The organism is Pseudomonas sp. AP42 (assembly GCF_001728935.1).
GTDB classification, from domain to species: domain Bacteria; phylum Pseudomonadota; class Gammaproteobacteria; order Pseudomonadales; family Pseudomonadaceae; genus Aquipseudomonas; species Aquipseudomonas lactis.
In genome coordinates this window covers 1-21,275 of sequence record NZ_LYSO01000085.1, presented here as the reverse complement: position 1 = coordinate 21,275, position 21,275 = coordinate 1, and the positions used below count along the sequence as shown (strand labels likewise).

Genomic DNA, 21,275 nt, shown 5'->3' with positions numbered 1-21,275 from the left:
AGCCTCGGGCTTTTTGCTGCAAGAAGCGCGCTCAACTGGGGCGGCCATGCAGGACCACGCTGCGCTCGGCGTTCATTTCGCCCTGGCGATCAAAACCGAAAGGCTTTTGTGGCTGGGCAAGCAACGCGGCGCGCTGGCGTTGATAGTCGTCAAACGACAAGCCGCGACGGCCCAGGGCCTCCAGGGCCAACTGCTTGGTTTCCTCGGCCGTATAGGGACGCAACTCCGGGGAAGGCTGGGTCGCACAACCCGCAAGGACAGAGGTGACAAGTAAAAAGGAAACAGCGAGGAAACGGTTCATGGCGTTGGCCCTGCGAAGGTGGTTTCGAGTCAATGAACACAGGCTACTCCCGGCCTCTCTCGCTGAAAAATCATCGTCCGTGATAGTCGCTATCACGCGTATTGGCGCCTAAGGCGGGAACACCTCCATATTCATTTAAGTTCTATAAATATAGAAACACCTTCATTTACGAATTAAGACGCTACCTCTATAAAGACTTTGCGTGCAGCCCGCTGCCCATCAGGCAACAGCCCTTCAACAAAGCCCGAACTCCCATGAGAGGTCACCATGCAGCTGTTCACCCTGCCGCCCTCGCCTGCCCTAGCCACCTCGATCCGCGCCACAGCCCAGGTTTTCGAAGACCCAAAGTCCCAGGCCCTGCTCGACCATATCCAGCAAGTGGCCCCCAGCGAAGCCAGCGTGCTGATCATTGGCGAAACTGGCACCGGCAAAGAACTTGTTGCGCGGCATATCCACCACCTTAGTGCGCGGCGAAACCGGCCCTTCGTGGCGGTGAACTGCGGGGCCTTTTCGCAATCCCTGGTGGAAGCCGAGTTGTTCGGCCATGAGAAAGGCGCCTTTACCGGTGCCCTCAGCGCCAAGGCCGGCTGGTTCGAAGAGGCTCACGGCGGCACCTTGTTTCTAGATGAGATCGGCGATTTGCCAATGGCCATCCAGGTCAAGCTGCTGCGGGTGCTACAGGAGCGCGAAGTGGTGCGCCTGGGTTCGCGCAAGAGCATTGCTATCAATGTGCGAGTCCTGGCCGCCACCAATGTACAACTGGAGAAAGCCATCAACGCCGGGCATTTCCGTGAAGACCTCTACTACCGCCTCAATGTAGTCAGCCTGGCATTGCGCCCGCTGCGCGAACGTACCGGCGATATCCTGCCGCTGACCCGGCACTTCATCCAAACCTACAGCCAGCGCCTGGGCTACGGCCCGATCAGCGTGAGCCACGAGGCCGAGCACAAGCTAAAGCGCTACAGCTGGCCGGGCAATATCCGTGAGCTGGAAAACGTGATTCATCACACCCTGCTGATCTGCCGAAATGCCGTGATCGAACCCGACGACCTGCGCCTGTCGAGCCTGCGCATCGAACGCCAGAACGACAGCGACACCGATCCCAGTGCAGAAGCCCTGCTGGCGCGGGCGTTTCAAAAGCTCTTCGAGGAACAGGCCGGCGCCCTGCATGAAAAGGTCGAGGACGCTTTATTGCGCGCTGCCTATCGCTTCAGCCACTCCAACCAGGTGCACACCGCCAATCTGCTGGGCCTGAGCCGCAACGTCGCACGCGCTCGCCTGATCAAGATCGGCGAACTGGCGGTAAACAAGCGCAGCCCTGGGGGAAATAGGCAGGGCGAACGGATGCTGCATCTATCCATTTAGCCGGCAGTGCAGGGCATCGTCCTGACTGCGCTCAAAACTGCGCAGTACCTGGAATGTGCCAAAGGTCACGGCAGTGGCCCGGTGAGCACGGATCAGCGTCCAGAAATCTTCGCCGCCTTGCTCAAAACATTTGAAGGCGGCTTCACCCTCCTCGCGCGATTGCCATTGCAAATAATTGAGCACCCGCCGCCCGTCATCGCTGACCTGTACGCTGGCACCCAAGAAGCCGTCATGGCGCACGGCCAGACGTTCGCTCTGGGTGGTCAAGGCGGCCACCAGGGCGGATTGCTGACGGGGTTCGATGTGAAATTCGATCAGTTGAGTGAAGCTGCGATTCTTCTCTGATACCTGCATGAAAACTCCCCTCTCTCTGTAGGCAGAATCTTGCGATTCGATGTGACGCAGGGTAAAACCTCTAGTTAAGTCGAGGTCAAGCACTGTTTGGGAGAGGTTTATGCTCACTAAGGAACTCAGCGTCGGTCAGCTCGCTGCCCGCAGCGGCGTGGCGGTGACCGCCCTGCACTTCTACGAGGCGAAAGGGTTGATCAAGAGCAATCGCAATGCCGGTAACCAGCGGCGTTACCCACGGGATGTGCTGCGCCGGGTGGTGCTGATCAAGATCGCCCAGCGCTTGGGTATTCCGCTGGCCTCCATTGGCGAGGCATTGCAGGCGTTGCCCGATGGGCGCACACCCAATGCTCAAGACTGGGAGCGCCTGTCGGCGTTGTGGCGTGAAGACCTGGATGAGCGCATCAACAAGCTGATGCTGCTGCGCGACAAGCTCAATGGTTGCATCGGGTGCGGGTGCCTGTCGATGGAGGCGTGCCCGTTGCGCAATCAGGACGATAAGCTCGCCGAACATGGGCCAGGCGCCCAGTTGCTGGAGCCCACCACACAGCCTTGATAAAAGCACCTCGTCGGTTGCCCGCAAGCCACGCATTACCTGGCCTATAGTGAAATGCTCGTACCTCGACTCAAGGAGAACGTTATGAGCGTTAAAGCTATTCCCGAGGGTTATCACGGCATTACCCCCTATCTGGGCATCAACGAGGCCGCAAAGGCGATCGAGTTCTACAAGAAGGCCTTTGGCGCCTCAGTGTTCATGCGCCTGGACATGCCTGACGGCCGGGTCGGCCATGCGGAGCTGCGCATTGGCGAAGCGGTGATCATGCTGGGCACGCCCTGCGACGAAACGGCCCTGCGCAATCCGGACGCACATCCCAGTGTCGGCCTGCACCTGTATGTGAATGACGTGGACAAACAATTCAAACAGGCGGTTGATGCCGGCGCCAGCGTGGTGTCCAAGCCGCAGGATCAGTTCTATGGAGATCGCTCGGCGAGTGTGAAGGATCCGTTCGGGCACCTGTGGTTCCTGGCCACCCATAAAGAGGACCTGACCGAGGAGCAAATCCGCCAGCGTGCCATGGAGATGTTCAAGCAAAATTAACCCTGTGGGCGTGAGCTTGCTCGCGCCTGCAACACGCCACACCTTGCCCCAGGTTCCAACCGGCCTGCTCCGGCAAATTAAAGGCCTCTGTGGCGTTTGGAACACGTCAAGGGTTCGTCGATCTGACACCCCGGTAGGCATTGCGCCCCAGCCATATCGTCATGACCAACAAGGCGGTCAATGGCAGCCCATGGAACAACACGATCACCTGGGCCGGCGTCCACGTCACATAGAACGGCCCGACCACCAGCATGCCCACGCCAAAACCGGCCATCTGGATCAGGGTCAAGAGGCTGAACAGCGGCAAGCGCAAGCTATCGGGCTCGCTTTGCGCACGGGAGATCAACGCCACCTCGGACAATCCATCGCCCAGCCCTGCCCACACCACCAGCAACAGCGCCAGCCACAGTTCGGTCTGCTGGAATGTCAGGATAAAGCCGCTGGACATCAACGCCACACCGAGCATGAACAAGCGCTCCATGCCTTGGGTGCCACGACCTTTCAACACTGCACTGGCGATGCGCGCGCCAACAAACTTGCCACAGGCCCATACGGCCAGCAGATAGCCCATGACCGTCTTGGCCGTGTCCGGTGAAATGTACTGCGACAGCACTGGCCAGCCAACGTTATGGGCCGCACTGCCGAGGGTGTCGAGCATACTGATCAGCAACATCGCAGCCAGCACCGGCGCACCGCGCAACCCCGTAGTCAGCTCGTGCCATTCGGCGCCGAGCCCGCGATGGACGGCAACAGCAACGCTATATAACGCGCGCAAGGGCAAGACCAGGCAAGCGGCAATCATATAGGTGCCGATGTTGACGGCAAACACCGCTTCAAATCCGCCCGTGGCGATCAACAAGCCGGAGAGCAAACTGCCGAAGACCGCGCCGGTGGCGGCCGCCGAGGTGATCCATGCGTTGGTATTCACCCGCTGTTCAAGCGCGACCCAGGTGGGCAACTGACTGTTGAGGCCAATGGCAAACAGCGAATTGCACAGGCCGATGCCGAAGGCGATAAAGGGAAGAAGGGTGAGTTGATGGGCCGGTAACAACACCAACAGGGGCGTCAGCAACAGCGCCCGGGCCAGGTCCAACCCCGCCAACGTCCCACGCCCTGCAAACCGCCGGAAAAACGGGATGCCAAACAGGCTCGCGACAATCCCGCCGGTGACCCGGCACGCCAGGAAGATGCTGACAAACACTACGCTCTGGCTGAGCCAGTACACATAAGTGGACAACGCCACCATGTTGAGGAACGCGCCAAAATCCGACACACCGCGGGCAAAGATGATCAGGCGAGCGTTGCGGGTCGACAGATTCAGTTGTTGATCGTGGCTCATGCAGACTGTGCCTCCTCGACACGGCGCAGGCTTACCAAGAGCACATCGCGCCAGGCCGGTGCCGTCTCCACCCGCGGTCGCACCTCCCCGGCCCGATGGTAGAAGCCACGGTCGTTGATCACGATAGTCTCCAGAAATTTCTCCATCGGCAGTTTCAGCAGCCGGCTGTGCTCCGTTTCGTCGGCAAACACCTCCGACAGCACCGGCACCGTGTTGCATTCGCCAATAAAGTGCATAAACACCCAATCCAGGCCGTCCTGGTGAATCCCCGATGTGGTCGGGCTGCTCGATGACACATCCGCCCGCACCCGGAACTGATGAATATCGATCGTATAGGTCTGTTCGCCCAGGTGCGGGGCAATCACCGCAAGGTCCGTCGCCAGCAGCTTGTGCATGAGTGGGTGCTCGATAAAGCCTTCCTCGCTATAGCTCAGGTGGTTCACGCCCTGGCGATAGTTCACCGCGTAGGTGACCGGCGATTTGAACGCCGTATTCCTGTCGATCTGCAATTGCCGTGACGGTAACAGACGATAGCGCAAGATGCGCCGTTCGCGGTGGGTATAAGTCCTGAACGCCTCGTCGCGCACCAGGTTGTCCCAATACGCGCGAAAGCTTTGCTCCTCACCGGGTTCAACATTGACCAGTTCGCGAAAGTCCGGGCGATGACAGAAGTGATGTTCGCGCAAAAGCGCCGAAATCTGAGGGATGTCCATATCGCTATCCTGCAACCGGTGGATCGATGAGGATGCGCAGGTGTTGCTGCAACGCATCGTGCAAGGCATGGGCGTCGGCGGCATTGCCAACCTGGGCCCAGCATTTGAGCAAATAATGCTCCTCGATATCCGCGTCAATGTAGTGGCCGGGATCCTGCGGGGCATATTCCAGCACCGAGCGGTGTTGATCCAGGAACTGCAGGCCGTCAATGCCCCTGAAAACGCCACTGTGCTGCGGATAAATCGCCAGCATCGCGTAGTGTTGCCCCGCATCGGCAACCTTATGTGCGCCGGCCTCCACCTGTGCATTGATGCCCTTCTCGCCCAACAATAATCCCATGTACAACTGATAAGGATCGATACCGGCCAAGTCGCGGAACGCCGAGTTCACATACAGCCCGCCCAGGCGCGGGTTGATCTCGATGACCACCGGCCCTGCGTCCGTCATGCGAAACTCGAAATGCACCACGGCGTTGGTCAAGCCCACCGCGTGCAGGCAGTCCACCGCGTACTGGCGGATCTGCTCGCACTGGGCCTGGCTGAACGACGTCGGCGGGGAAATCAGCAGGTTCTCAAGGACCGTGCCGCTGCGCTCGGTCAGCAGCAGTTTTTCATTGATCAGCAGCGGATGGACGCGCTCGCCGACAATCACACATTCCACACTGCCTTCGATGCCAGGAATATAACCTTCCAGCAGAATGCTGCGCCCTGGCAGGTATTCACGCCGCTGCCCATCTTCAAGCGGCAGGGCGTGCACACAGCCGTAGAAATCCGCATACGCGGCGACGCCATGATCACTCACGAAATGCCGATAATGACTGCGTAGCTCCTCCCAGCTCGAGCATTTTTTGATAAACGCCGAAGCCCCTCCAAAGGGCGGTTTGGCGATCAGTGGATAACCCACGCGCTCGGCGCCTTGCTGGAGTTCCTGTTCGTTGCTGCACAGCATGAACGGTACCGAACGCAACTCATGCTGTTTCAACACGCGGCGCATCAAGAACTTGTTATTGCACGCGGCAATCGCCTCTGGGTGGCTGTAGACCAAGCCCAACCGCTGACACGCCCGCGCAACGATACAGCCCACCTCCCCTTGTGCGGACGGGTGCCCGGCCTGGCAGAAAATCCCCCGCACCTGATAACGCCCGTCCAACTGTCCGACCAACTCCAGGATGGAATGCTCACTGAGCGTTTCGAGCAGGAACACCTCAGCACTGTCGTCCTTGAGTCGTTGCAGGTGCTTGTGCCCGGCCACGGCGGCCGTCAAACAAGCCAAGCCGTGGGCGCGGGCCACCGTGAAATGCGGCTCCCGGTAGCGGTAACGAGCGCAAGCGCTGTCATCTACATCAATAAACAGAATCGCATCCTGTTTCATACCGCATCCTGCCAGCTGCACCATTGGCCCTCCCAGTTGCGAAAACGGTAAGTCCGCTGCCCATCGCGGACTTCAAAATGCGGTAAGTCTTCAGGTTTTTCAAAGTCCAACAACGGCACGGTGAACTTGCCTTGCGCATGAGGTAGTACATATTCGGGCAGGGCAATATTCGATACGCGGCGTTTGAGCCGATCCATGATGGCGATGGCTTGGCTGATCGACGCCTTATACTCTGAAGCACCGGGTGAAAACGGCATGAAGTGATATAAGTAATATGGCTTTACGCCCAGACGATAAAGATTGATGAATAGTGTATGCAACGTCGCTTCATCATCATTTACGCCACGCAACAGCGGCATGTTAGAAAATACAATCGGTACCACGCCCTGAATCCGTTTAACCGCGACGGCAAAATCAGCACTGAGCTCAAGCGGGTGGCAGACATGCACACCAAATGCATTGACCTGGTACTTCTCCAGCATCGCCACCAACTCATCAGTCACGCGAAACGGGTTGAAACTCAAGGCCCGCGAATGAATGCGTATCAGCAGATCATCACGAATGCCGCGCAATGCGGCCAGCATCTCCTCAAGCTTGCGGTCGGCCAACATCAGTGGGTCACCGCCGCTGAGAATCACCTCTTCAATCGCCGGGTTCCCGCGGATGTATTCCACCGAATCCTTGAACGAGTCGGTGTTGGCGTTAGCTTTATCGGTGCCCACCTGCAGCGTGCGCAGCGCCTCGAAACAAAACTGGCAATAGGCATTGCAGGTGTTGGTGGTGCGCAGGATCACGCGGTTGTCGTACTTGTGCTGGCAGATGGGCGTCTTCATCTCATGATTGAGTTCCCAGTTTTCGGAACTGCCGTCGTAGTCGCCCTGCACCTGTTCGCTCCAATACGGTACTACCTGGCGCCACAGGGGGTGGTCCATCACCTCTGCGGTGGTGAGTGAACGCTTGATCAAATCAATATAGTGAGGCGTGATCTGCATCTTGCGATCTTGCAAGTTGTGCTCGATATGCGCCGTTGTGGCCTCGTCCCATCCACCGCAGGCATTGCGCAGTGCAGGTTCATCGCGGATGGCATTCTTCTGCTGCCAACGCCAGTCTTGCCATTGGACTGAACGATGCATGGCTTGATCAAAAATCGACATGAGTTTGAACTCTCTGTTAAGGCATAGGGACGCGTACTTTTCCAGCGCAGGAAAAGTATTATTCGCAGCAATGACAATCGACGGGCAGGCGACAGACCACGATCAAGTAACTAACTTGATCACCGGCACCAGAGAGATATAACAGTTCACCACGTGATGGCGTGAGTAAACGACTAGCACGGTCATGCGATTAACTTCCTTTTTATAAAATTCCGACTTCCAAGTCCGCAGTCACTAAAGCCGATGCCCGCCAATGTGTCAATACAATAACCTTGTAATCCCTCTGAAGTTAACCTGTACCCGCACCAACCCCCCTAATGACAAGGGGTGTTTTCATTCAAGCCAAGCTATTTGAAAAACAAATAACACTGACAGCAACTGTAGAGAGCGTTATTTCTACTTATATAACTACGTAGCCGCACTTCAGCTGAGCCAGGGGTTGGCCGCGAGGGAGTGGCGCTCAACTGCATGGCTGCTGACGATGTCACACAGCGGCATGGAGGTCAGGCCCGGCCTAACGCAAGCCGCTGAACGCCTGCGGCTGGTGTATTGCGTGTTCGATCAGCGCTTGAATGCGGCCTGCATGTGACCCTGAAACATTTTCTTTCATATGCGCCTTAGGGATTTCTCATTCTCATTCGTCTTAACTTAGATACAGCCCGTCGCGTCAGCAAAAGCTACGACTGGCCTTTTCCGGGCCTCTATCGCCCCCTCCGATCAAGACCCCCATTCATATGTCGAAGAAGTCACGCTCCAAACTCTGGTTTCTCGTCCATAGCTGGCTGGCATTGCCCATCTGGTTCTTTGTACTGATCGTCTGCGTCACCGGCACCCTGGCCGTGGTGAGCCAGGAAATCGTGTGGCTGGCCAACCCGGATATCCGCGCCAGCAAGCCGTCGGATGATGCCCAGCCGCTGAGCTTTGACCAGGTGATCGCGGCCATAAAGCGCGATGAACCCAAGGCTATCGTCCAGTCCATCATTCGCCCGGATGAGTCACACTTCGCGCTAAGCGTCGGCCTCAGCTACCCGGATGGGCGCTCCGTGGAGGTGTACGCCAACCCTTATACCGGCGCGATCCAGGGCATCAGCCCCTCATTCAATTTCCAGCAATTCACCCGCGCCCTGCACGGTTGGTGGCTGGTGCCGTTCACCAATGGGTACAGCTGGGGCTGGTACCTGGTGTCTGCGTTGGGCTTGCCGCTGCTGGCTTCGCTGGTCACCGGGCTGGTGGTGTACAAGCGCTTCTGGAAAGGCTTCCTGCGCCCTACCCTGCGCATCCGCCACGGCGCGCGGATCTTCTGGGGCGACTTTCACCGCCTGAGCGGCATCTGGTCGATCTGGTTTATCGCAGTCATTTCAATCACCGGCACCTGGTTCCTGATCGAGGCTGTCCTGGGTGATAACCAGATATCCATTTCCAGCGAACCCATCGTGCCAGTGATTGCGCGGGAGAAGGTGCCGCTGTCGGCACCGGGCGTACCGGCACCGATGATCCCCATCGACAAGGCGATCGACATCGCCGCCGAGCGAATCCCCGGCCTGGACGCCAGCTTTGTGTTTATGCCAAGCAATGCCTACAGCCACCTGCAGATCGGCGGGCGTGGCTGGTACCCGTTAATGTTCCAGACCGCACAACTGAACCCCTATGACGGTGAAATCGCAGTCTCGAACCTGTTGTCCGACCGTACCCCACTGGAATTCGTCACCGAGTCGATGCGCCCACTGCACACCGGTGACTTTGGCGGTTTGTGGATCAAGCTGATCTGGGCGTTCTTCGGCCTGGTGCTGAGCATGATGGTATTGAGCGGCCTGCTGATCTGGACCAAGCGCACTGCCCTGGCCACCCTCAACGCCCTCAAGCGCGAGGCCAAGACGCAACGTCAAACCGCGCCCATCCCGGCCATGCACGCCGAAACCTCGGAGGCCCAGCGATGAGCAAGGTCGCGACCGTACCGCCGTCCCCGCTGCGCGCCTTTTGGCTGAAATGGCGTTTCCATATCAACATCCTGCTGTTGCTGGTGCCGTTGGGGTTCATGCCAAAGTACTTTGCCGATGCCGCACTGTTTCGTGGGGACACCGGCATCGGCGAGCGGGTAGCTGGCCAAGTGCAGGTCGGCCCCTGGAGCCTGACCCTCGCCGAGTTCCGCAACGAAGGCCCGAGCCCGAACCCGGCTGGCCCGATGAAGTTCTTCAACGCTGCCCTGTGTGACACCTGTGCCGAGCAGGTCAAGGCCACTTACCTGCGTATCGGCAAACCCCGCAGCCTGCGCGCCGCCGGAGTGATCTTCTTCGGCACGCCGTACCGCATGGGCGCCGCCCTGCCAATCCCCGAACGCACCCCGGCGGACGCCGAAATATGGGTGACCATGGAAGGCTGGGACGGCAGCATGCACCAGGGTTCCATCCCGCTGAGCCAGGCCTCGCCTGCCACCATTGCCTGGCTGAACAAGCAAGGAGTCAAACCATGACGTTCAAGCGCCTCACCCGCGCCGCGCTGTCGCTGTGCGCCGGCCTGAGTACCACCGCCTTTGCCCACAACCCGATGTGCGAATGCAAGGAAATCCCCGGCGAGCAGATCCAGTGCAAAGGGGGTTTCTCCGACGGCAGTGGCGCCCCCGGCGTAACCCTGGATGTGATCGGCTACGACGAAACCATCCTGGTGCCGGGCAAGCTCGGCGAGGATTCGACCCTGACCTTCAAGAAGCCCGCCGCCGAGTTCTACGTGCTGTTTGATGCCGGCCCCGGCCACGTGGTGGAAATCGACCAAGCGGACATCCCGTCGCAATGAGTACCACACAGGTTGTACGCCCCGCCGGCGCGGGCCACGAAACGCTTTTTGTGCTGCTGTTGTGCCTGATCATCCTCGCGGTGGCGGGCACGGTCGTGGCGCTGCACGGGGAAACCCAGGAAGTCGCGGCGGTGCCAAGCCACCAGTTGGACGCCCGCCGCGACCTGAGCGCGGCCGAGCAAGGCATCTACGCCGACCTGCGGGTGACCCTGGATGAAATCCACCTGTTGCAGCAGGAGCACAGCGCCCTGCCGACGCCTGAGCAACTGGCCGAAGAAGGCTTCGCGCCGTTTGCCCAGGACGCCAGTTCGGTCAGCCGTGGTGGCCATCGCTGGCAGTTGCTGGCACCCGCCGCCTACCTGGGTTTGAGCCAGGCGCCGGCTACCAGCGGTTCGCTGCTGATGCGCGTGCAAGGCAGCGAGCCGGATATCTGGCTCAACCGCAGCGCCAACCTTGCCGCCCCGTCCGACCTCACTGACCAGGCGCTGATCGCGGCCGGCTGGCAGCAGGTGGTCGCGCAATTCGATGCCGGCGTCACCCGCCAGCACCGTCACTGAACGAGAAGACCGATTGCCCATGTCTATGTCATCCCCCCTGTTGCGCCTGTTGCTGGTTGGCCTGTTCGGCCTGATGCTCGCCCCCCTTGCCAACGCCGAGGCGTCCAAGCGCCTGCGTATCGGCATTACCTTGCACCCCTATTACAGCTATGTAGCCAATATCGTGGGCGACAAGGCCGAAGTGGTGCCGCTGATTCCCGCCGGTTTCAACCCCCACGCCTACGAGCCGCGCGCTGAAGACATCAAGCGCATCGGTACCCTGGATGTGATCGTACTCAACGGCGTCGGCCATGACGACTTCGCCGACCGCATGATCGCCACCAGCGAGCGCCCGGACATCAAGGTGATCGAAGCCAACGCCAACGTGCCGCTGCTCGCCGCCACCGGTAACGCCGCGCGCGGTGCGGGCAAGGTGGTCAACCCGCACACCTTCCTGTCGATCAGCGCGTCGATTGCCCAGGTCAATAACATTGCCCGTGAGTTGGGCAAGCTTGACCCGGACAACGCCAAAACCTACACCCAGAACGCCCGCGCCTATGGCAAGCGCCTGCGCCAGATGCGTGCCGACGCCCTGGCCAAGCTGACCAACGCGCCCAACCCGGACCTGCGCGTCGCCACCGTGCACGCGGCCTATGACTACCTATTGCGCGAGTTTGGCCTGGAAGTCACCGCCGTGGTCGAGCCGGCCCACGGTATCGAGCCAAGCCCCAGCCAGCTGAAAAAGACCATCGATGAATTGCGCGCCCTGGATGTGAAAGTGATCTTCTCGGAGATGGATTTCCCGTCCACCTACGTCGATACCATCCAGCGTGAATCCGGGGTCAAGCTGTACCCGCTGTCGCATATTTCCTACGGCGAATACAGCGCCGAGAAGTACGAAGTGGAGATGACCGGCAACCTCAACACCGTGGTCCGCGCGATTCAGGAGGCGGGAGCATGACCGCGGCGCAGCAACTGAACGCCGTCAGCGTCGGCCCCACCCTGGACTTTGACCAGGTCTCGCTGACCCTGGGGCGCACCATGATCCTCGACGGCGTGAGTTTTCAGGTACAGCCGGGCAGCATCCATGCGCTGGTTGGCCCCAATGGCGGCGGCAAAAGCTCGCTGATCAAAACCCTGCTAGGGCAAACGCCGCACCAGGGGCGCTTGAGCCTGGAGTGGCCAACCACACCCGGCACCATCGGTTACGTGCCCCAGGCGCTGGAATTTGACCGGGGCCTGCCGATGACCGTGGACGATTTCATGGCTGCCATGTGCCAGCGTCGCCCGGCATTCCTGGGCCTTTCCAGGCATTACGCAGCAGCGATTGGCGATGCCCTCGAGCGCGTTGGCATGCAAGACAAGCGCAAGCGCCGCATGGGTGCGTTGTCGGGCGGTGAGCGCCAGCGCGTACTGCTCGCCCAGGGGCTGATTCCGGCGCCGCATTTGCTGGTGCTGGATGAGCCGATGTCGGCCCTCGACGAGGCGGGTATCCAAGTGTTCGAACGGCTGCTGAACGACTGGCGCCTGGCCGGGATTACGGTGCTGTGGATCGAGCACGACCTGGAGGCGGTGGGCCGCCTGGCGGATCGCGTCACCGGTCTGAACCGCCGCGTGCTGTTCGACGCCACACCAAAAGAGGCGCTGACCCCGGACCGCCTGCTCACTCTGTTCTCCACCCACCCTCGGAGCCCGGCGCCATGAGTTATGAAGCCTTTCGCTTGATGGTCCAGGGCTGGGCCTCTTCCGGTTACCTGCCCGAAGCCCTGGCCTATGGGTTTGTGGTCAACGCCCTACTCGCCGGCCTGTTGATCGGCCCGGTACTCGGCGGCCTGGGTACGCTGGTGGTGGTCAAACGCTTTGCGTTTTTCTCCGAAGCGGTCGGCCATGCCGCGCTGACCGGCGTGGCCGTGGGCATCCTGCTGGGCGAACCCTATACCGGGCCCTATGGCAGCCTGTTTGGCTACTGCCTACTGTTCGGCATCCTGCTCAATTACCTGCGTAACCGCACCGGCCTGGCCCCCGATACCTTGATCGGCGTGTTCCTGTCGGTGTCCCTGGCACTGGGGGCAAGCCTGCTGCTGATCCTGGCCGGCAAGATCAACGTGCACATTCTCGAGAACGTGCTGTTTGGCTCGGTGCTGACGGTCAACGGCAACGACCTGCTGGTGCTGGCCATTGTCGGCTCGCTGGTGATGGCCCTGGCATTGCCGCTGTACAACCGCATCATGCTGGCCAGTTTCAACCCGCAATTGGCGGCAGTGCGTGGGGTGGCGGTGAAAAGCCTGGATTACCTGTTCGTGATCCTGGTGACCCTGATCACCGTGGCCGCGGTCAAGGTCATCGGGGCAATCCTGGTCGGTGCCTTGCTGGTGATTCCTGCCGCTGCGGCGCGCCTGTTGAGCCAGTCACTCAAAGGGTTTTTCTGGATCTCGGTGCTGATCGCTACCGTCAGCACCCTGTGCGGCATCCTGCTGCCGATCATCTTCGACCTGCCCATCCCCTCCGGCGCCGCCATCATTCTGGTTGCCGGTATCGCCTTCGCCTTCGCCGCCATCGCCCGTGGCGTTATGCCCAGCCTCAAAGGGAATCTTGGATAATGCGCCCTGTCTTTCGCCCACTGGCCCTGGCCATCGCTTGCTTGATGAGTACGTCGGCGCTGGCCGTCGACGGTTTCGACGCCAAAGACTTCAAAGTCAACCAGGGCCTCGGTCACGCAGCCCTGACCAAGACCAAGCAACCGGTCAAGGTGCTGGCCTCGCTGCCGATTACCTATGGTCTTGCCGAAGCGCTGCTCAAAGGCACCGACGTGCAGCTTGAACGCGCCGCGCCGGCCAATTTACCCGGCTCGCGGCAGGTGTCCTACTTCACCGGCCGCGGTGCTGCGACATTGAACACGTTGGCGTTGGACGCCGACGCGGCCATCGGCCTGCGCTCGCTGTGGGCCGATGACCCGCTGTACCCAGTGGCGCGGCGCAGCAATATCCGCATCGTCGAAGTCGATGCCGCACGCCCGGTGGACGGTGGCTTGCCGGGTATCGCAGTACAACCGGGGGTCACCGATGGCTTGAACAGCCAACCCTGGCAATCGAGCAACAATATGGGGCGCATGGCCGACGTAATGGCCGCCGACCTGAGCCGCCTGGCCCCGGCAGCCAAACCCAGGATCGACGCCAACCTGGCCGCGCTCAAACAGCGTTTGCTCAAGCTCACCGCCGACAGCGAAGCGCGATTGGCCAAGGCCGACAACCTGAGTGTGGTCAGCTTGAGCGATCACTTCGCGTACCTGGTCAGCAGCCTGAACCTGGAAGTGCTCAGCACCGATGCACGCGCCGATGCCGAGTGGACGCCTGAGGCGCTGCAAAAACTCAGCGCCGAGTTGAAGGACAACGACGTGGCGGTGGTGCTGCATCACCGTCAACCCAGTGATGCGGTCAAAGCTGCCGTCACTGCCGGCGGCGCCAGACTGTTGGTGTTGAATGTGGACAGCGCCGACCCGGTGACGGAGTTGGAAACCAATGTGGACCAAGTGATCAAGGCACTTACGCCCTGAAGCCCATCGATCGGGCATGCCTGGCTCGGTTCAACTGTGGGAGCGGGCTTGCTCGCGAATGCGATGTACCAGCCGCTGCATTAGCTGACTGTCCCACCGCATTCGCGAGCAAGCCCGCTCCCACATAGGGCCTGCGTTGTGTCATTCAGTCCGAGGCGGCGCTACACCACATCCACCCCCACATGAATCGCATCATGCCGCCAGAACTCCAGGTCACAGTCGATCAGGCGTTGATGCTGGTCGTAATTGACCCGGGCGATGCGCAAGCCCGGGCTGCCCACCGAGACGCGCAGCGCAGCGGCCGCTTCCACCGGCAGTGAGGTCGGCACAATCTCGAAACGCACCCGCCCGTAGTGCAAGTCATATTTGCTGGCATACAGCTCAGTCATCGACTGATTCAAATCACACGCCAGGATCCCCGGAAAATACTGCGGGTTCAGGTAGTGCTCCACATACAACACCAAGCGCCCGTCAATCCTGCGACCCCGGCAAATCTGGATCACGCTCGACAACGCCGGCAATTGCAACCAAGCGCACACCGCCGCAGACGCCGGTTGCAAGCGTGCGGAAATGACCTGCGTGGAAGCCTCACGCCCCTGGTCGCTGACCATGGCGTGAAAGTGGCTGCGCTGCATCAGGTTATAGGCCAGCCGTGGCGGCGAGACGAACCAGCCCCGACGCTCTTCGCGGTAGATCTGCCCTTGGGCTTCCAGTTGTAACAAGGCTTCCCGCACCGTAATCCGAGTGGTACCAAACAACTCGCTGAGCTTGCGTTCGGCGGGCAGTTTGCTGGCAGGCGGCAACAGGCCATGGTCGATCTGCTCTTGTAGCGCCAGGCCGATGGAGGTTACCGCCTTGATTGCCTCATCACGCATCAACGTTACCTATCTGGACTAGACCAGCACCGTTCAGGTGCACAAAACGCGCTCTATCTGGGCTTTTGCTGCTGTGTGCCAGCCTAGGCACTCCAGATGACCGACAGATGACAAAGGCTGTCGACTGCCTCTACCACACCCTGCAATACATCGGCCAAGTCCAGGTGCTGCGGGCCCTTGAGCATGGTCTACGCTAAGTCGGAGCTGAGCGACATCTGCGCTTCAAAAACGACATCGACATGAAACTGTCATCCATGGGGCCTAGATTGGCTCAGGTATTGCTGACCTAGACCAAACCACCGCTAACGTTCAGATAAAACGCCGCGTTGAAAACGCCCAAAGGAGCTTCGGATGAAACAGCTTTTCCTGGCATCACTGTTAGGCTCGACCATTGCCATGTGCACCGCCGCCATGGCTGCTGATACCGATCTAAAAACCTTGGAAGCCGCCGCCAAAGCGGAAGGCGCCGTCAACAGCGTCGGCATGCCCGATGACTGGGCCAACTGGAAAGGCACCTGGGAAGACCTGGCCAAGACCTACGGCCTCAAGCACATCGACACCGACATGAGCTCGGCCCAGGAAATCGCCAAGTTCAAAGCCGAAAAAGACAACGCCAGCGCCGATATCGGTGACGTGGGCGCGGCCTTCGGCCCGATCGCGGTGAAGCAGGAAGTCACCCAGCCGTACAAGCCGTCCACCTGGGCGCAGGTGCCGGATTGGGCGAAAGACAAGGACGGTCACTGGGCCTTGGCCTACACAGGTACCATTGCCTTTATCGTCAACAAAAAGCTGCTGCACGGCTCCGAAGTGCCTACCACCTGGGCTGACCTGCAAACCGGTAAATACAAGGTATCGGTGGGTGACGTGAGCACCGCCGCCCAGGCTTCGAACGCAGTACTCGCCGCGGCCATCGCCAACAAGGGCGACGAGAAAAACATCGCGCCGGGCCTGCAATTCTTCACCAAGATCGCCCAGCAAGGTCGCCTCTCGCTGTCCAACCCGACCATCGCCACCATGGAAAAAGGCGAAGTCGAAGTGGGCCTCGTCTGGGACTTCAACGGCCTGAGCTACAAGGCCAAGATGGCCAACCCGGATGACTACGTGGTGTTGATCCCCTCGGATGGCTCGGTTAAATCCGGCTACACCACCATCATCAACAAATACGCCAAGCACCCGAACGCCGCCAAACTGACCCGCGAATACATCTTCAGCGATGCCGGCCAGCTCAACCTGGCGCGCGGCAATGCGCGTCCGATCCGCGCTGAAACCGACTTGAAACTGCCGGCAGACGTTGCCAAGAACCTGATCCCGGGCGAGCAGTACACCAAGGCCAACCCGCAGCCGATCAAGGATGCCGATGCCTGGGAAGCGACGTCCAAGAAGCTGCCACAAATGTGGAACGAGCAGGTCATCGTAGAAATGAAGTAATCGGTCCCTCTGATCCAAAGGCGGTCAGTGTGGGAGCTGGCTTGCCTGCGATAGCGGGCTGACATTCAACATGTGTGTCCACTGATACGCCGCCATCGCAGGCAAGCCAGCTCCCACATTTGATCCCATTCCAAGTTGATACTGAGCTATACCATCTGTTGCGGAGCCCCAGCCCCCATGAAGCACAATGTCATCCTTGTGGTGCTCGACGGCCTCAACTTCGAGGTCGCCCGGCACGCCATGGGGCACTTGCAGGCCTATGTCGGCGCAGGACGCGCAGCCCTCTACACACTGGAATGTGAACTGCCTGCCCTGTCCCGCCCGTTGTATGAATGCATCCTCACCGGCGTGCCGCCGATTCAAAGCGGTATCGTGCACAACAACGTCTCGCGCCTGTCCAACCAGCGCAGCATTTTCCATTACGCCACCGACGCAGGCTTGAGCACCGCGGCGGCGGCTTACCACTGGGTCAGCGAGCTGTATAACCGCACGCCCTTTCTAGTTGCCCGCGATCGTCACACCGACGACAAGGCGCTGGCGATCCAGCACGGGCATTTCTACTGGAATGACCACTACCCCGATTCCCACCTGTTCGCCGATGCGGAAAGCCTGCGGCTCAAGCACGCGCCAAACTTTTTGCTGGTGCACCCGATGAACATCGATGACGCCGGCCACAAGCACGGCCTCGACACCGCGCAATACCGCAACAGCGCGCGCTCGGCGGACATCATCCTGGCCGACTACCTGCAAGGCTGGCTCGATGCCGGCTACCAGGTACTGGTCACCGCCGACCACGGCATGAACAACGACCGCTCCCACAATGGCCTGTTGCGCGAAGAACGGGAAGTGCCGCTGTTTGTCCTGGGTGACGCCTTCAGCCTGGACACTGACGCTGCGCCGAAACAGACCGACCTGTGCGGCACGGTCTGCGAACTGCTGGGCGTGCCCCACGACAAACCTGTGTGCCGGGAGTTGCTCAAGTGAATGCATTGACCCGCGGCAAATGGCTGGCCCTGCTATGCCTGCTGCCCTTCGCACTGTTCTTTATCGTGTTCGAAATCGCGCCGCTGGTGTGGGTGCTGATCAGCAGCCTGCAAACCGAAGAGGCCGGCTGGAGCCTGGAAAACTTCACCCGCATTTTCAGTTCGAAGTTCTACCGACAGGCGATCCAGTTCAGCCTGGAGATCAGTTTCTACTCCAGCATCTTCGGCATCATCATCGCCACCCTGGGCAGCTATTCACTGCGCCGAGTGGATTCGCCGCTGCGCAACTTTGTCACCGCGTTCGCCAACATGACCAGCAACTTCGCCGGCGTCCCCCTGGCCTTCGCGTTCATCATCCTGCTGGGGTTCAACGGCAGCATCACCCTCATGCTCAAGCAGGCCGGGATCATAGAAGACTTCAACCTGTACTCGAAGACCGGCTTGATCATCCTGTATACCTACTTCCAGATTCCCCTCGGCGTGCTGCTGCTCTACCCGGCCTTTGACGCATTGCGCGAAGACTGGCGCGAGTCGGCCGCCTTGCTCGGTGCGAATGGCTGGCAGTTCTGGCGGCATATCGGCCTGCCGGTGCTCACCCCGGCCCTGCTCGGTACCTTTGTGATCCTGTTGGCCAACGCCCTCGGCGCCTACGCCACGGTCTATGCGCTCACCACCGGTAACTTCAACGTGCTGCCGATTCGCATTGCCGGGCTGGTCTCCGGCGATGTATCGCTGGACCCGAACATGGCCAGCGCCCTGGCCGTGGTGCTGGTGGCGCTGATGACCGTGGTCACGGTGGTGCATCAATTGCTGCTCAAGAGGAGCTACCATGTCTCGCGCTGAAGCCGGCTCGGCCTCCCTCTACCACCGGGTGGTGGTGTACCTGTTGTTCCTGATCCTGGTGCTGCCTTTGGTAGGCACCTTTGTCTACTCGATTTCCAGCAGTTGGTCGGCAACCATCCTGCCCGCCGGTTTCAGCGTGAAATGGTATGTACAGCTGTGGAGCGACCCGCGCTTTCTGATGGCCTTCGGGCAATCGTTGCTGGTGTGCGTGGGCGCACTGATCCTTTCAGTGGTGTTGATTTTGCCGCTGCTGTTCGTGGTGCACTACCACTTTCCCAAGCTCGACGCGTTGATGAACATCCTGATCCTGCTGCCCTTTGCGGTGCCGCCGGTGGTGTCCTCGGTAGGTCTGCTGCAACTCTACGGTTCCGGGCCGCTGGCAATGGTGGGTACGCCGTGGATTCTGATCGGCTGTTACTTCACCGTCGCGCTGCCGTTCATGTACCGCGCGATCACCAATAACCTGCAGGCCATCAACCTGCGCGACCTGATGGACGCCTCGCAACTGCTCGGCGCCAGTACCTGGCAGGCCGCGATCCTGGTGGTGCTGCCCAACCTGCGCAAGGGCCTGATGGTGGCGCTGCTGCTGTCGTTCTCGTTCCTGTTCGGTGAGTTCGTGTTCGCCAACATCCTCGTCGGCACTCGCTACGAAACCCTGCAGGTGTACCTCAACAACATGCGCAACAGCAGCGGCCATTTCACCAGTGCGGTGGTGATCTCCTATTTCTTCTTTGTGCTGGTGCTCACCTGGGCCGCCACGCTCTTGAACAAGGACAAAAGCCAATGAGCTTCGTCAGCGTCCAACACCTTCAAAAAGGCTACACCGGCACACCGGTGTTCAGCGATATCAATTGCGAGATCGCCAAGGGCGAGTTCGTCACCCTGCTCGGCCCGTCCGGTTGCGGCAAATCCACCCTGCTGCGCTGCATCGCCGGGCTTACCCCGGTGGACAGTGGCCAAATCCTCCTGGATGGCCAGGACATCGTGCCCCTGAGCCCGCAGAAACGCCAGATCGGCATGGTGTTCCAGAGCTACGCGCTGTTCCCCAACATGACCGTAGAGCAGAACGTCGCCTTCGGCCTGCGCATGCAGAAGGTCAACGCCGACGACAGCCACAAGCGCGTGCAAGAAGTGCTGCAACTGGTGGAGCTCAAGGACCTGGCCGGCCGCTATCCGCACCAGATGTCCGGTGGCCAGTGCCAGCGCGTCGCCCTCGCCCGCTCCCTGGTGACCCGCCCGCGCCTGCTGTTGCTGGATGAGCCGCTGTCTGCGCTGGATGCACGGATTCGCAAGCATTTGCGCGAACAGATCCGCCAGATCCAGCGCGAACTGGGGTTGACCACGATCTTCGTGACCCACGACCAGGAAGAAGCCCTGACCATGTCCGACCGCATCTTCTTGATGAACCAGGGCAAGATCGTGCAGAGCGGCGATGCCGAAACCCTCTATACCGCGCCGGTGGATGCGTTCGCTGCCGGGTTTATCGGCAACTACAACCTGCTCGATGCGGACAAGGCCACCCAACTGCTGCAACGGCCGATCAGCGGGCGCATCGCGATTCGCCCCGAGGCCATCGAGTTGAGCCGCAGCGGCGAGCTCGACGCGCTGGTGCGTAGCCACAGCCTGCTGGGTAACGTGATTCGCTACCGCATCGAAGCCCGTGGCGTCGAGCTGGTGGTGGATGTGCTCAATCGTTCGGCCGACGACCTGCACCCGGATGGCCAGCGCCTGGCACTTTCCATCGACCCCAGCGCACTGTGTGCAGTAGCCTGACAGGCAGCGACCTATTGAGAGAGAGCATCACCGATGGCATTGGTAATTTTTGATCTGGACGACACCCTCATCCACGGCGACTGCGCCACGCTGTGGAGCGAACAGATGGGCCGCCTCGGCTGGGTAGACCCTGAGTCATTCATGCGCAGGAACAACGAGCTGATGGATGCCTACAGCCAGGGCAAGCTGTTGATGGAAGATTTCATGGATTTCAGTCTGGAGCCGATGATCGGCCGCACCCCGGAAGAGATCGAGCACCTGGTGGAGCCATGGGTCGAGGACGTGATCGAGCCGCTGATCTACAGCGACGCCACCAAGACCATCGCCCGCCACCGCGCGAACGGCGACCGGATCCTGGTGATTTCCGCTTCGGGCACTCACCTGGTCACGCCGATTGCGGCGCGTATCGGTATCGAGGAAGTGCTGGGGGTCAACCTGGAGGTCAGCCACGGCGTGTACAGCGGTAATACCGTAGGCGTGCTGACCTATCGTGAGGGCAAGATCACGCGGTTGATGGAATGGCTGGAGCAGGAAGGTGAAACCCTTGAAGGTGCGTATTTCTACTCGGATTCGCGCAATGATTTGCCGCTGCTGCTCAAGGTGGATCACCCGCAGGCAGTGAACCCGGACCCGGTGTTGCGCGCCCATGCCGAACAGGCCGGCTGGCCGATCCACCACTGGACCTGAATCAATAGAGATCAACCTGTGGGAGCTGGCTTGCCTGCGATAGCCATCGGTATCTACACAACTCTGAAGTGAACGACGGTAACCACGATGCGAAGCGAGCCGCTCTTGATCTTGAT

General features: G+C 60.2%; 24 protein-coding genes. 17 read left to right on the top strand and 7 right to left on the bottom strand.

What is annotated here, in order from left to right; translation table 11 throughout:
* Nucleotides 1-31: 31 nt before the first annotated feature.
* Nucleotides 32-301, bottom strand: coding sequence for a hypothetical protein (locus A7K61_RS22790; RefSeq protein ID WP_044267944.1), 270 nt, complete (start codon nt 299-301; stop codon nt 32-34).
* Between the two features lie 267 nt (nt 302-568).
* Here A7K61_RS22790 and A7K61_RS22785 point away from each other — a divergent pair, with 267 nt between their 5' ends.
* Nucleotides 569-1,666, top strand: a complete 1,098-nt coding sequence (locus tag A7K61_RS22785) for a sigma-54-dependent Fis family transcriptional regulator (RefSeq protein ID WP_044267941.1) — start codon at nt 569-571, stop codon at nt 1,664-1,666.
* Here A7K61_RS22785 and A7K61_RS22780 read toward each other — a convergent pair.
* Nucleotides 1,655-2,020 carry an antibiotic biosynthesis monooxygenase gene (locus tag A7K61_RS22780; protein WP_069558430.1) on the bottom strand — a complete coding sequence of 122 codons (366 nt, stop codon included), beginning with the start codon at nt 2,018-2,020 and terminating at the stop codon, nt 1,655-1,657. The two genes, A7K61_RS22785 and A7K61_RS22780, sit on opposite strands and share 12 nt — an antisense overlap.
* 100 nt (nt 2,021-2,120) lie before the next feature.
* Here A7K61_RS22780 and soxR point away from each other — a divergent pair, with 100 nt between their 5' ends.
* Together soxR and A7K61_RS22770 are read left to right on the top strand one after the other, a co-directional pair.
* Nucleotides 2,121-2,570, top strand: a complete 450-nt coding sequence (gene soxR / locus A7K61_RS22775) for a redox-sensitive transcriptional activator SoxR (RefSeq protein ID WP_069558429.1) — start codon at nt 2,121-2,123, stop codon at nt 2,568-2,570.
* Between the two features lie 84 nt (nt 2,571-2,654).
* Nucleotides 2,655-3,113, top strand: coding sequence for a VOC family protein (locus A7K61_RS22770; protein WP_044267934.1), 459 nt, complete (start codon nt 2,655-2,657; stop codon nt 3,111-3,113).
* Nucleotides 3,114-3,219: 106 nt separating this feature from the next.
* Here A7K61_RS22770 and A7K61_RS22765 read toward each other — a convergent pair whose 3' ends face one another.
* The 4 genes from A7K61_RS22765 to A7K61_RS22750 are packed head-to-tail and all read right to left on the bottom strand — an operon-like array spanning nt 3,220 to nt 7,691.
* Nucleotides 3,220-4,452, bottom strand: a complete 1,233-nt coding sequence (locus tag A7K61_RS22765; protein ID WP_044267932.1) for an MFS transporter — start codon at nt 4,450-4,452, stop codon at nt 3,220-3,222.
* Nucleotides 4,449-5,165: a 2OG-Fe dioxygenase family protein gene (locus A7K61_RS22760; protein WP_044267930.1), complete on the bottom strand. Its 717-nt coding sequence runs from the start codon at nt 5,163-5,165 to the stop codon at nt 4,449-4,451. The genes A7K61_RS22765 and A7K61_RS22760 overlap by 4 nt, the downstream gene beginning before the upstream one ends.
* 4 nt (nt 5,166-5,169) lie before the next feature.
* Nucleotides 5,170-6,537, bottom strand: coding sequence for an acetyl-CoA carboxylase biotin carboxylase subunit family protein (locus A7K61_RS22755; protein ID WP_069558428.1), 1,368 nt, complete (start codon nt 6,535-6,537; stop codon nt 5,170-5,172).
* The gene (locus A7K61_RS22750) at nt 6,534-7,691 is read right to left on the bottom strand and encodes a KamA family radical SAM protein (protein WP_069558427.1); all 1,158 of its coding nucleotides are present in this window, start codon (nt 7,689-7,691) and stop codon (nt 6,534-6,536) included. Before A7K61_RS22750 ends, A7K61_RS22755 begins: the two co-directional genes overlap by 4 nt.
* A 734-nt stretch (nt 7,692-8,425) precedes the next feature.
* Here A7K61_RS22750 and A7K61_RS22745 point away from each other — a divergent pair.
* The 8 genes from A7K61_RS22745 to A7K61_RS22710 are packed head-to-tail and all read left to right on the top strand — an operon-like array spanning nt 8,426 to nt 14,570.
* The gene (locus A7K61_RS22745; RefSeq protein ID WP_044267925.1) at nt 8,426-9,628 is read left to right on the top strand and encodes a PepSY domain-containing protein; all 1,203 of its coding nucleotides are present in this window, start codon (nt 8,426-8,428) and stop codon (nt 9,626-9,628) included.
* Entirely contained in the window at nt 9,625-10,161 is a 537-nt protein-coding gene (locus A7K61_RS22740; RefSeq protein WP_019817260.1) for a hypothetical protein, read from the top strand. The genes A7K61_RS22745 and A7K61_RS22740 overlap by 4 nt, the downstream gene beginning before the upstream one ends.
* Nucleotides 10,158-10,481 carry a hypothetical protein gene (locus A7K61_RS22735; RefSeq protein WP_069558426.1) on the top strand — a complete coding sequence of 108 codons (324 nt, stop codon included), beginning with the start codon at nt 10,158-10,160 and terminating at the stop codon, nt 10,479-10,481. The genes A7K61_RS22740 and A7K61_RS22735 overlap by 4 nt, the downstream gene beginning before the upstream one ends.
* Nucleotides 10,478-11,038, top strand: coding sequence for a DUF6162 family protein (locus A7K61_RS22730; RefSeq protein ID WP_044267921.1), 561 nt, complete (start codon nt 10,478-10,480; stop codon nt 11,036-11,038). Before A7K61_RS22735 ends, A7K61_RS22730 begins: the two co-directional genes overlap by 4 nt.
* A gap of 19 nt (nt 11,039-11,057) precedes the next feature.
* Entirely contained in the window at nt 11,058-11,978 is a 921-nt protein-coding gene (locus tag A7K61_RS22725; protein WP_069558425.1) for a metal ABC transporter substrate-binding protein, read from the top strand.
* Nucleotides 11,975-12,721, top strand: coding sequence for a metal ABC transporter ATP-binding protein (locus tag A7K61_RS22720; RefSeq protein ID WP_069558424.1), 747 nt, complete (start codon nt 11,975-11,977; stop codon nt 12,719-12,721). The genes A7K61_RS22725 and A7K61_RS22720 overlap by 4 nt, the downstream gene beginning before the upstream one ends.
* Nucleotides 12,718-13,617 (top strand): metal ABC transporter permease, encoded by a 900-nt coding sequence (locus A7K61_RS22715; protein ID WP_069558423.1) that lies wholly within the window; start codon nt 12,718-12,720, stop codon nt 13,615-13,617. The genes A7K61_RS22720 and A7K61_RS22715 overlap by 4 nt, the downstream gene beginning before the upstream one ends.
* Nucleotides 13,617-14,570 (top strand): metal ABC transporter solute-binding protein, Zn/Mn family, encoded by a 954-nt coding sequence (locus A7K61_RS22710; protein ID WP_069558422.1) that lies wholly within the window; start codon nt 13,617-13,619, stop codon nt 14,568-14,570. The genes A7K61_RS22715 and A7K61_RS22710 overlap by 1 nt, the downstream gene beginning before the upstream one ends.
* A gap of 161 nt (nt 14,571-14,731) precedes the next feature.
* Here the strand turns inward: A7K61_RS22710 and A7K61_RS22705 are convergent, their stop codons facing one another.
* Nucleotides 14,732-15,445 carry a UTRA domain-containing protein gene (locus A7K61_RS22705; RefSeq protein ID WP_003190151.1) on the bottom strand — a complete coding sequence of 238 codons (714 nt, stop codon included), beginning with the start codon at nt 15,443-15,445 and terminating at the stop codon, nt 14,732-14,734.
* Between the two features lie 351 nt (nt 15,446-15,796).
* Here A7K61_RS22705 and A7K61_RS22700 point away from each other — a divergent pair, with 351 nt between their 5' ends.
* The 6 genes from A7K61_RS22700 to A7K61_RS22675 all read left to right on the top strand — a co-directional run bounded on the left by A7K61_RS22700 (nt 15,797) and on the right by A7K61_RS22675 (nt 21,159).
* Nucleotides 15,797-16,873: an ABC transporter substrate-binding protein gene (locus A7K61_RS22700; protein WP_003190150.1), complete on the top strand. Its 1,077-nt coding sequence runs from the start codon at nt 15,797-15,799 to the stop codon at nt 16,871-16,873.
* Between the two features lie 177 nt (nt 16,874-17,050).
* Nucleotides 17,051-17,857 carry an alkaline phosphatase family protein gene (locus A7K61_RS22695; protein WP_044267912.1) on the top strand — a complete coding sequence of 269 codons (807 nt, stop codon included), beginning with the start codon at nt 17,051-17,053 and terminating at the stop codon, nt 17,855-17,857.
* A complete protein-coding gene (locus A7K61_RS22690) occupies nt 17,854-18,699 on the top strand; it encodes an ABC transporter permease subunit (RefSeq protein ID WP_032892563.1) in 846 nt (281 codons plus the stop codon). The genes A7K61_RS22695 and A7K61_RS22690 overlap by 4 nt, the downstream gene beginning before the upstream one ends.
* Nucleotides 18,686-19,486 carry an ABC transporter permease gene (locus A7K61_RS22685; protein WP_020301071.1) on the top strand — a complete coding sequence of 267 codons (801 nt, stop codon included), beginning with the start codon at nt 18,686-18,688 and terminating at the stop codon, nt 19,484-19,486. Before A7K61_RS22690 ends, A7K61_RS22685 begins: the two co-directional genes overlap by 14 nt.
* Nucleotides 19,483-20,472 carry an ABC transporter ATP-binding protein gene (locus tag A7K61_RS22680; RefSeq protein WP_044267908.1) on the top strand — a complete coding sequence of 330 codons (990 nt, stop codon included), beginning with the start codon at nt 19,483-19,485 and terminating at the stop codon, nt 20,470-20,472. Before A7K61_RS22685 ends, A7K61_RS22680 begins: the two co-directional genes overlap by 4 nt.
* Before the next feature lie 33 nt (nt 20,473-20,505).
* Nucleotides 20,506-21,159, top strand: a complete 654-nt coding sequence (locus A7K61_RS22675; protein ID WP_069558421.1) for an HAD family phosphatase — start codon at nt 20,506-20,508, stop codon at nt 21,157-21,159.
* Nucleotides 21,160-21,275: the final 116 nt, after the last annotated feature.

Coding starts and splice junctions, on each gene's coding strand:
- A7K61_RS22705 (WP_003190151.1), bottom strand. CDS start 15,445: ATGCGTGATGAGGCAATCAAGGCGGTAACCTCCATCGGCCTGGCGCTA.
- A7K61_RS22755 (WP_069558428.1), bottom strand. CDS start 6,537: ATGAAACAGGATGCGATTCTGTTTATTGATGTAGATGACAGCGCTTGC.
- A7K61_RS22730 (WP_044267921.1), top strand. CDS start 10,478: ATGAGTACCACACAGGTTGTACGCCCCGCCGGCGCGGGCCACGAAACG.
- A7K61_RS22750 (WP_069558427.1), bottom strand. CDS start 7,691: ATGTCGATTTTTGATCAAGCCATGCATCGTTCAGTCCAATGGCAAGAC.
- A7K61_RS22760 (WP_044267930.1), bottom strand. CDS start 5,165: ATGGACATCCCTCAGATTTCGGCGCTTTTGCGCGAACATCACTTCTGT.
- A7K61_RS22745 (WP_044267925.1), top strand. CDS start 8,426: ATGTCGAAGAAGTCACGCTCCAAACTCTGGTTTCTCGTCCATAGCTGG.
- A7K61_RS22710 (WP_069558422.1), top strand. CDS start 13,617: ATGCGCCCTGTCTTTCGCCCACTGGCCCTGGCCATCGCTTGCTTGATG.
- A7K61_RS22700 (WP_003190150.1), top strand. CDS start 15,797: ATGAAACAGCTTTTCCTGGCATCACTGTTAGGCTCGACCATTGCCATG.
- A7K61_RS22765 (WP_044267932.1), bottom strand. CDS start 4,452: ATGAGCCACGATCAACAACTGAATCTGTCGACCCGCAACGCTCGCCTG.
- A7K61_RS22790 (WP_044267944.1), bottom strand. CDS start 301: ATGAACCGTTTCCTCGCTGTTTCCTTTTTACTTGTCACCTCTGTCCTT.
- A7K61_RS22770 (WP_044267934.1), top strand. CDS start 2,655: ATGAGCGTTAAAGCTATTCCCGAGGGTTATCACGGCATTACCCCCTAT.
- A7K61_RS22720 (WP_069558424.1), top strand. CDS start 11,975: ATGACCGCGGCGCAGCAACTGAACGCCGTCAGCGTCGGCCCCACCCTG.
- A7K61_RS22740 (WP_019817260.1), top strand. CDS start 9,625: ATGAGCAAGGTCGCGACCGTACCGCCGTCCCCGCTGCGCGCCTTTTGG.
- A7K61_RS22780 (WP_069558430.1), bottom strand. CDS start 2,020: ATGCAGGTATCAGAGAAGAATCGCAGCTTCACTCAACTGATCGAATTT.
- A7K61_RS22785 (WP_044267941.1), top strand. CDS start 569: ATGCAGCTGTTCACCCTGCCGCCCTCGCCTGCCCTAGCCACCTCGATC.
- A7K61_RS22695 (WP_044267912.1), top strand. CDS start 17,051: ATGAAGCACAATGTCATCCTTGTGGTGCTCGACGGCCTCAACTTCGAG.
- A7K61_RS22735 (WP_069558426.1), top strand. CDS start 10,158: ATGACGTTCAAGCGCCTCACCCGCGCCGCGCTGTCGCTGTGCGCCGGC.
- A7K61_RS22715 (WP_069558423.1), top strand. CDS start 12,718: ATGAGTTATGAAGCCTTTCGCTTGATGGTCCAGGGCTGGGCCTCTTCC.
- A7K61_RS22725 (WP_069558425.1), top strand. CDS start 11,058: ATGTCTATGTCATCCCCCCTGTTGCGCCTGTTGCTGGTTGGCCTGTTC.
- soxR (WP_069558429.1), top strand. CDS start 2,121: ATGCTCACTAAGGAACTCAGCGTCGGTCAGCTCGCTGCCCGCAGCGGC.
- A7K61_RS22680 (WP_044267908.1), top strand. CDS start 19,483: ATGAGCTTCGTCAGCGTCCAACACCTTCAAAAAGGCTACACCGGCACA.
- A7K61_RS22685 (WP_020301071.1), top strand. CDS start 18,686: ATGTCTCGCGCTGAAGCCGGCTCGGCCTCCCTCTACCACCGGGTGGTG.
- A7K61_RS22675 (WP_069558421.1), top strand. CDS start 20,506: ATGGCATTGGTAATTTTTGATCTGGACGACACCCTCATCCACGGCGAC.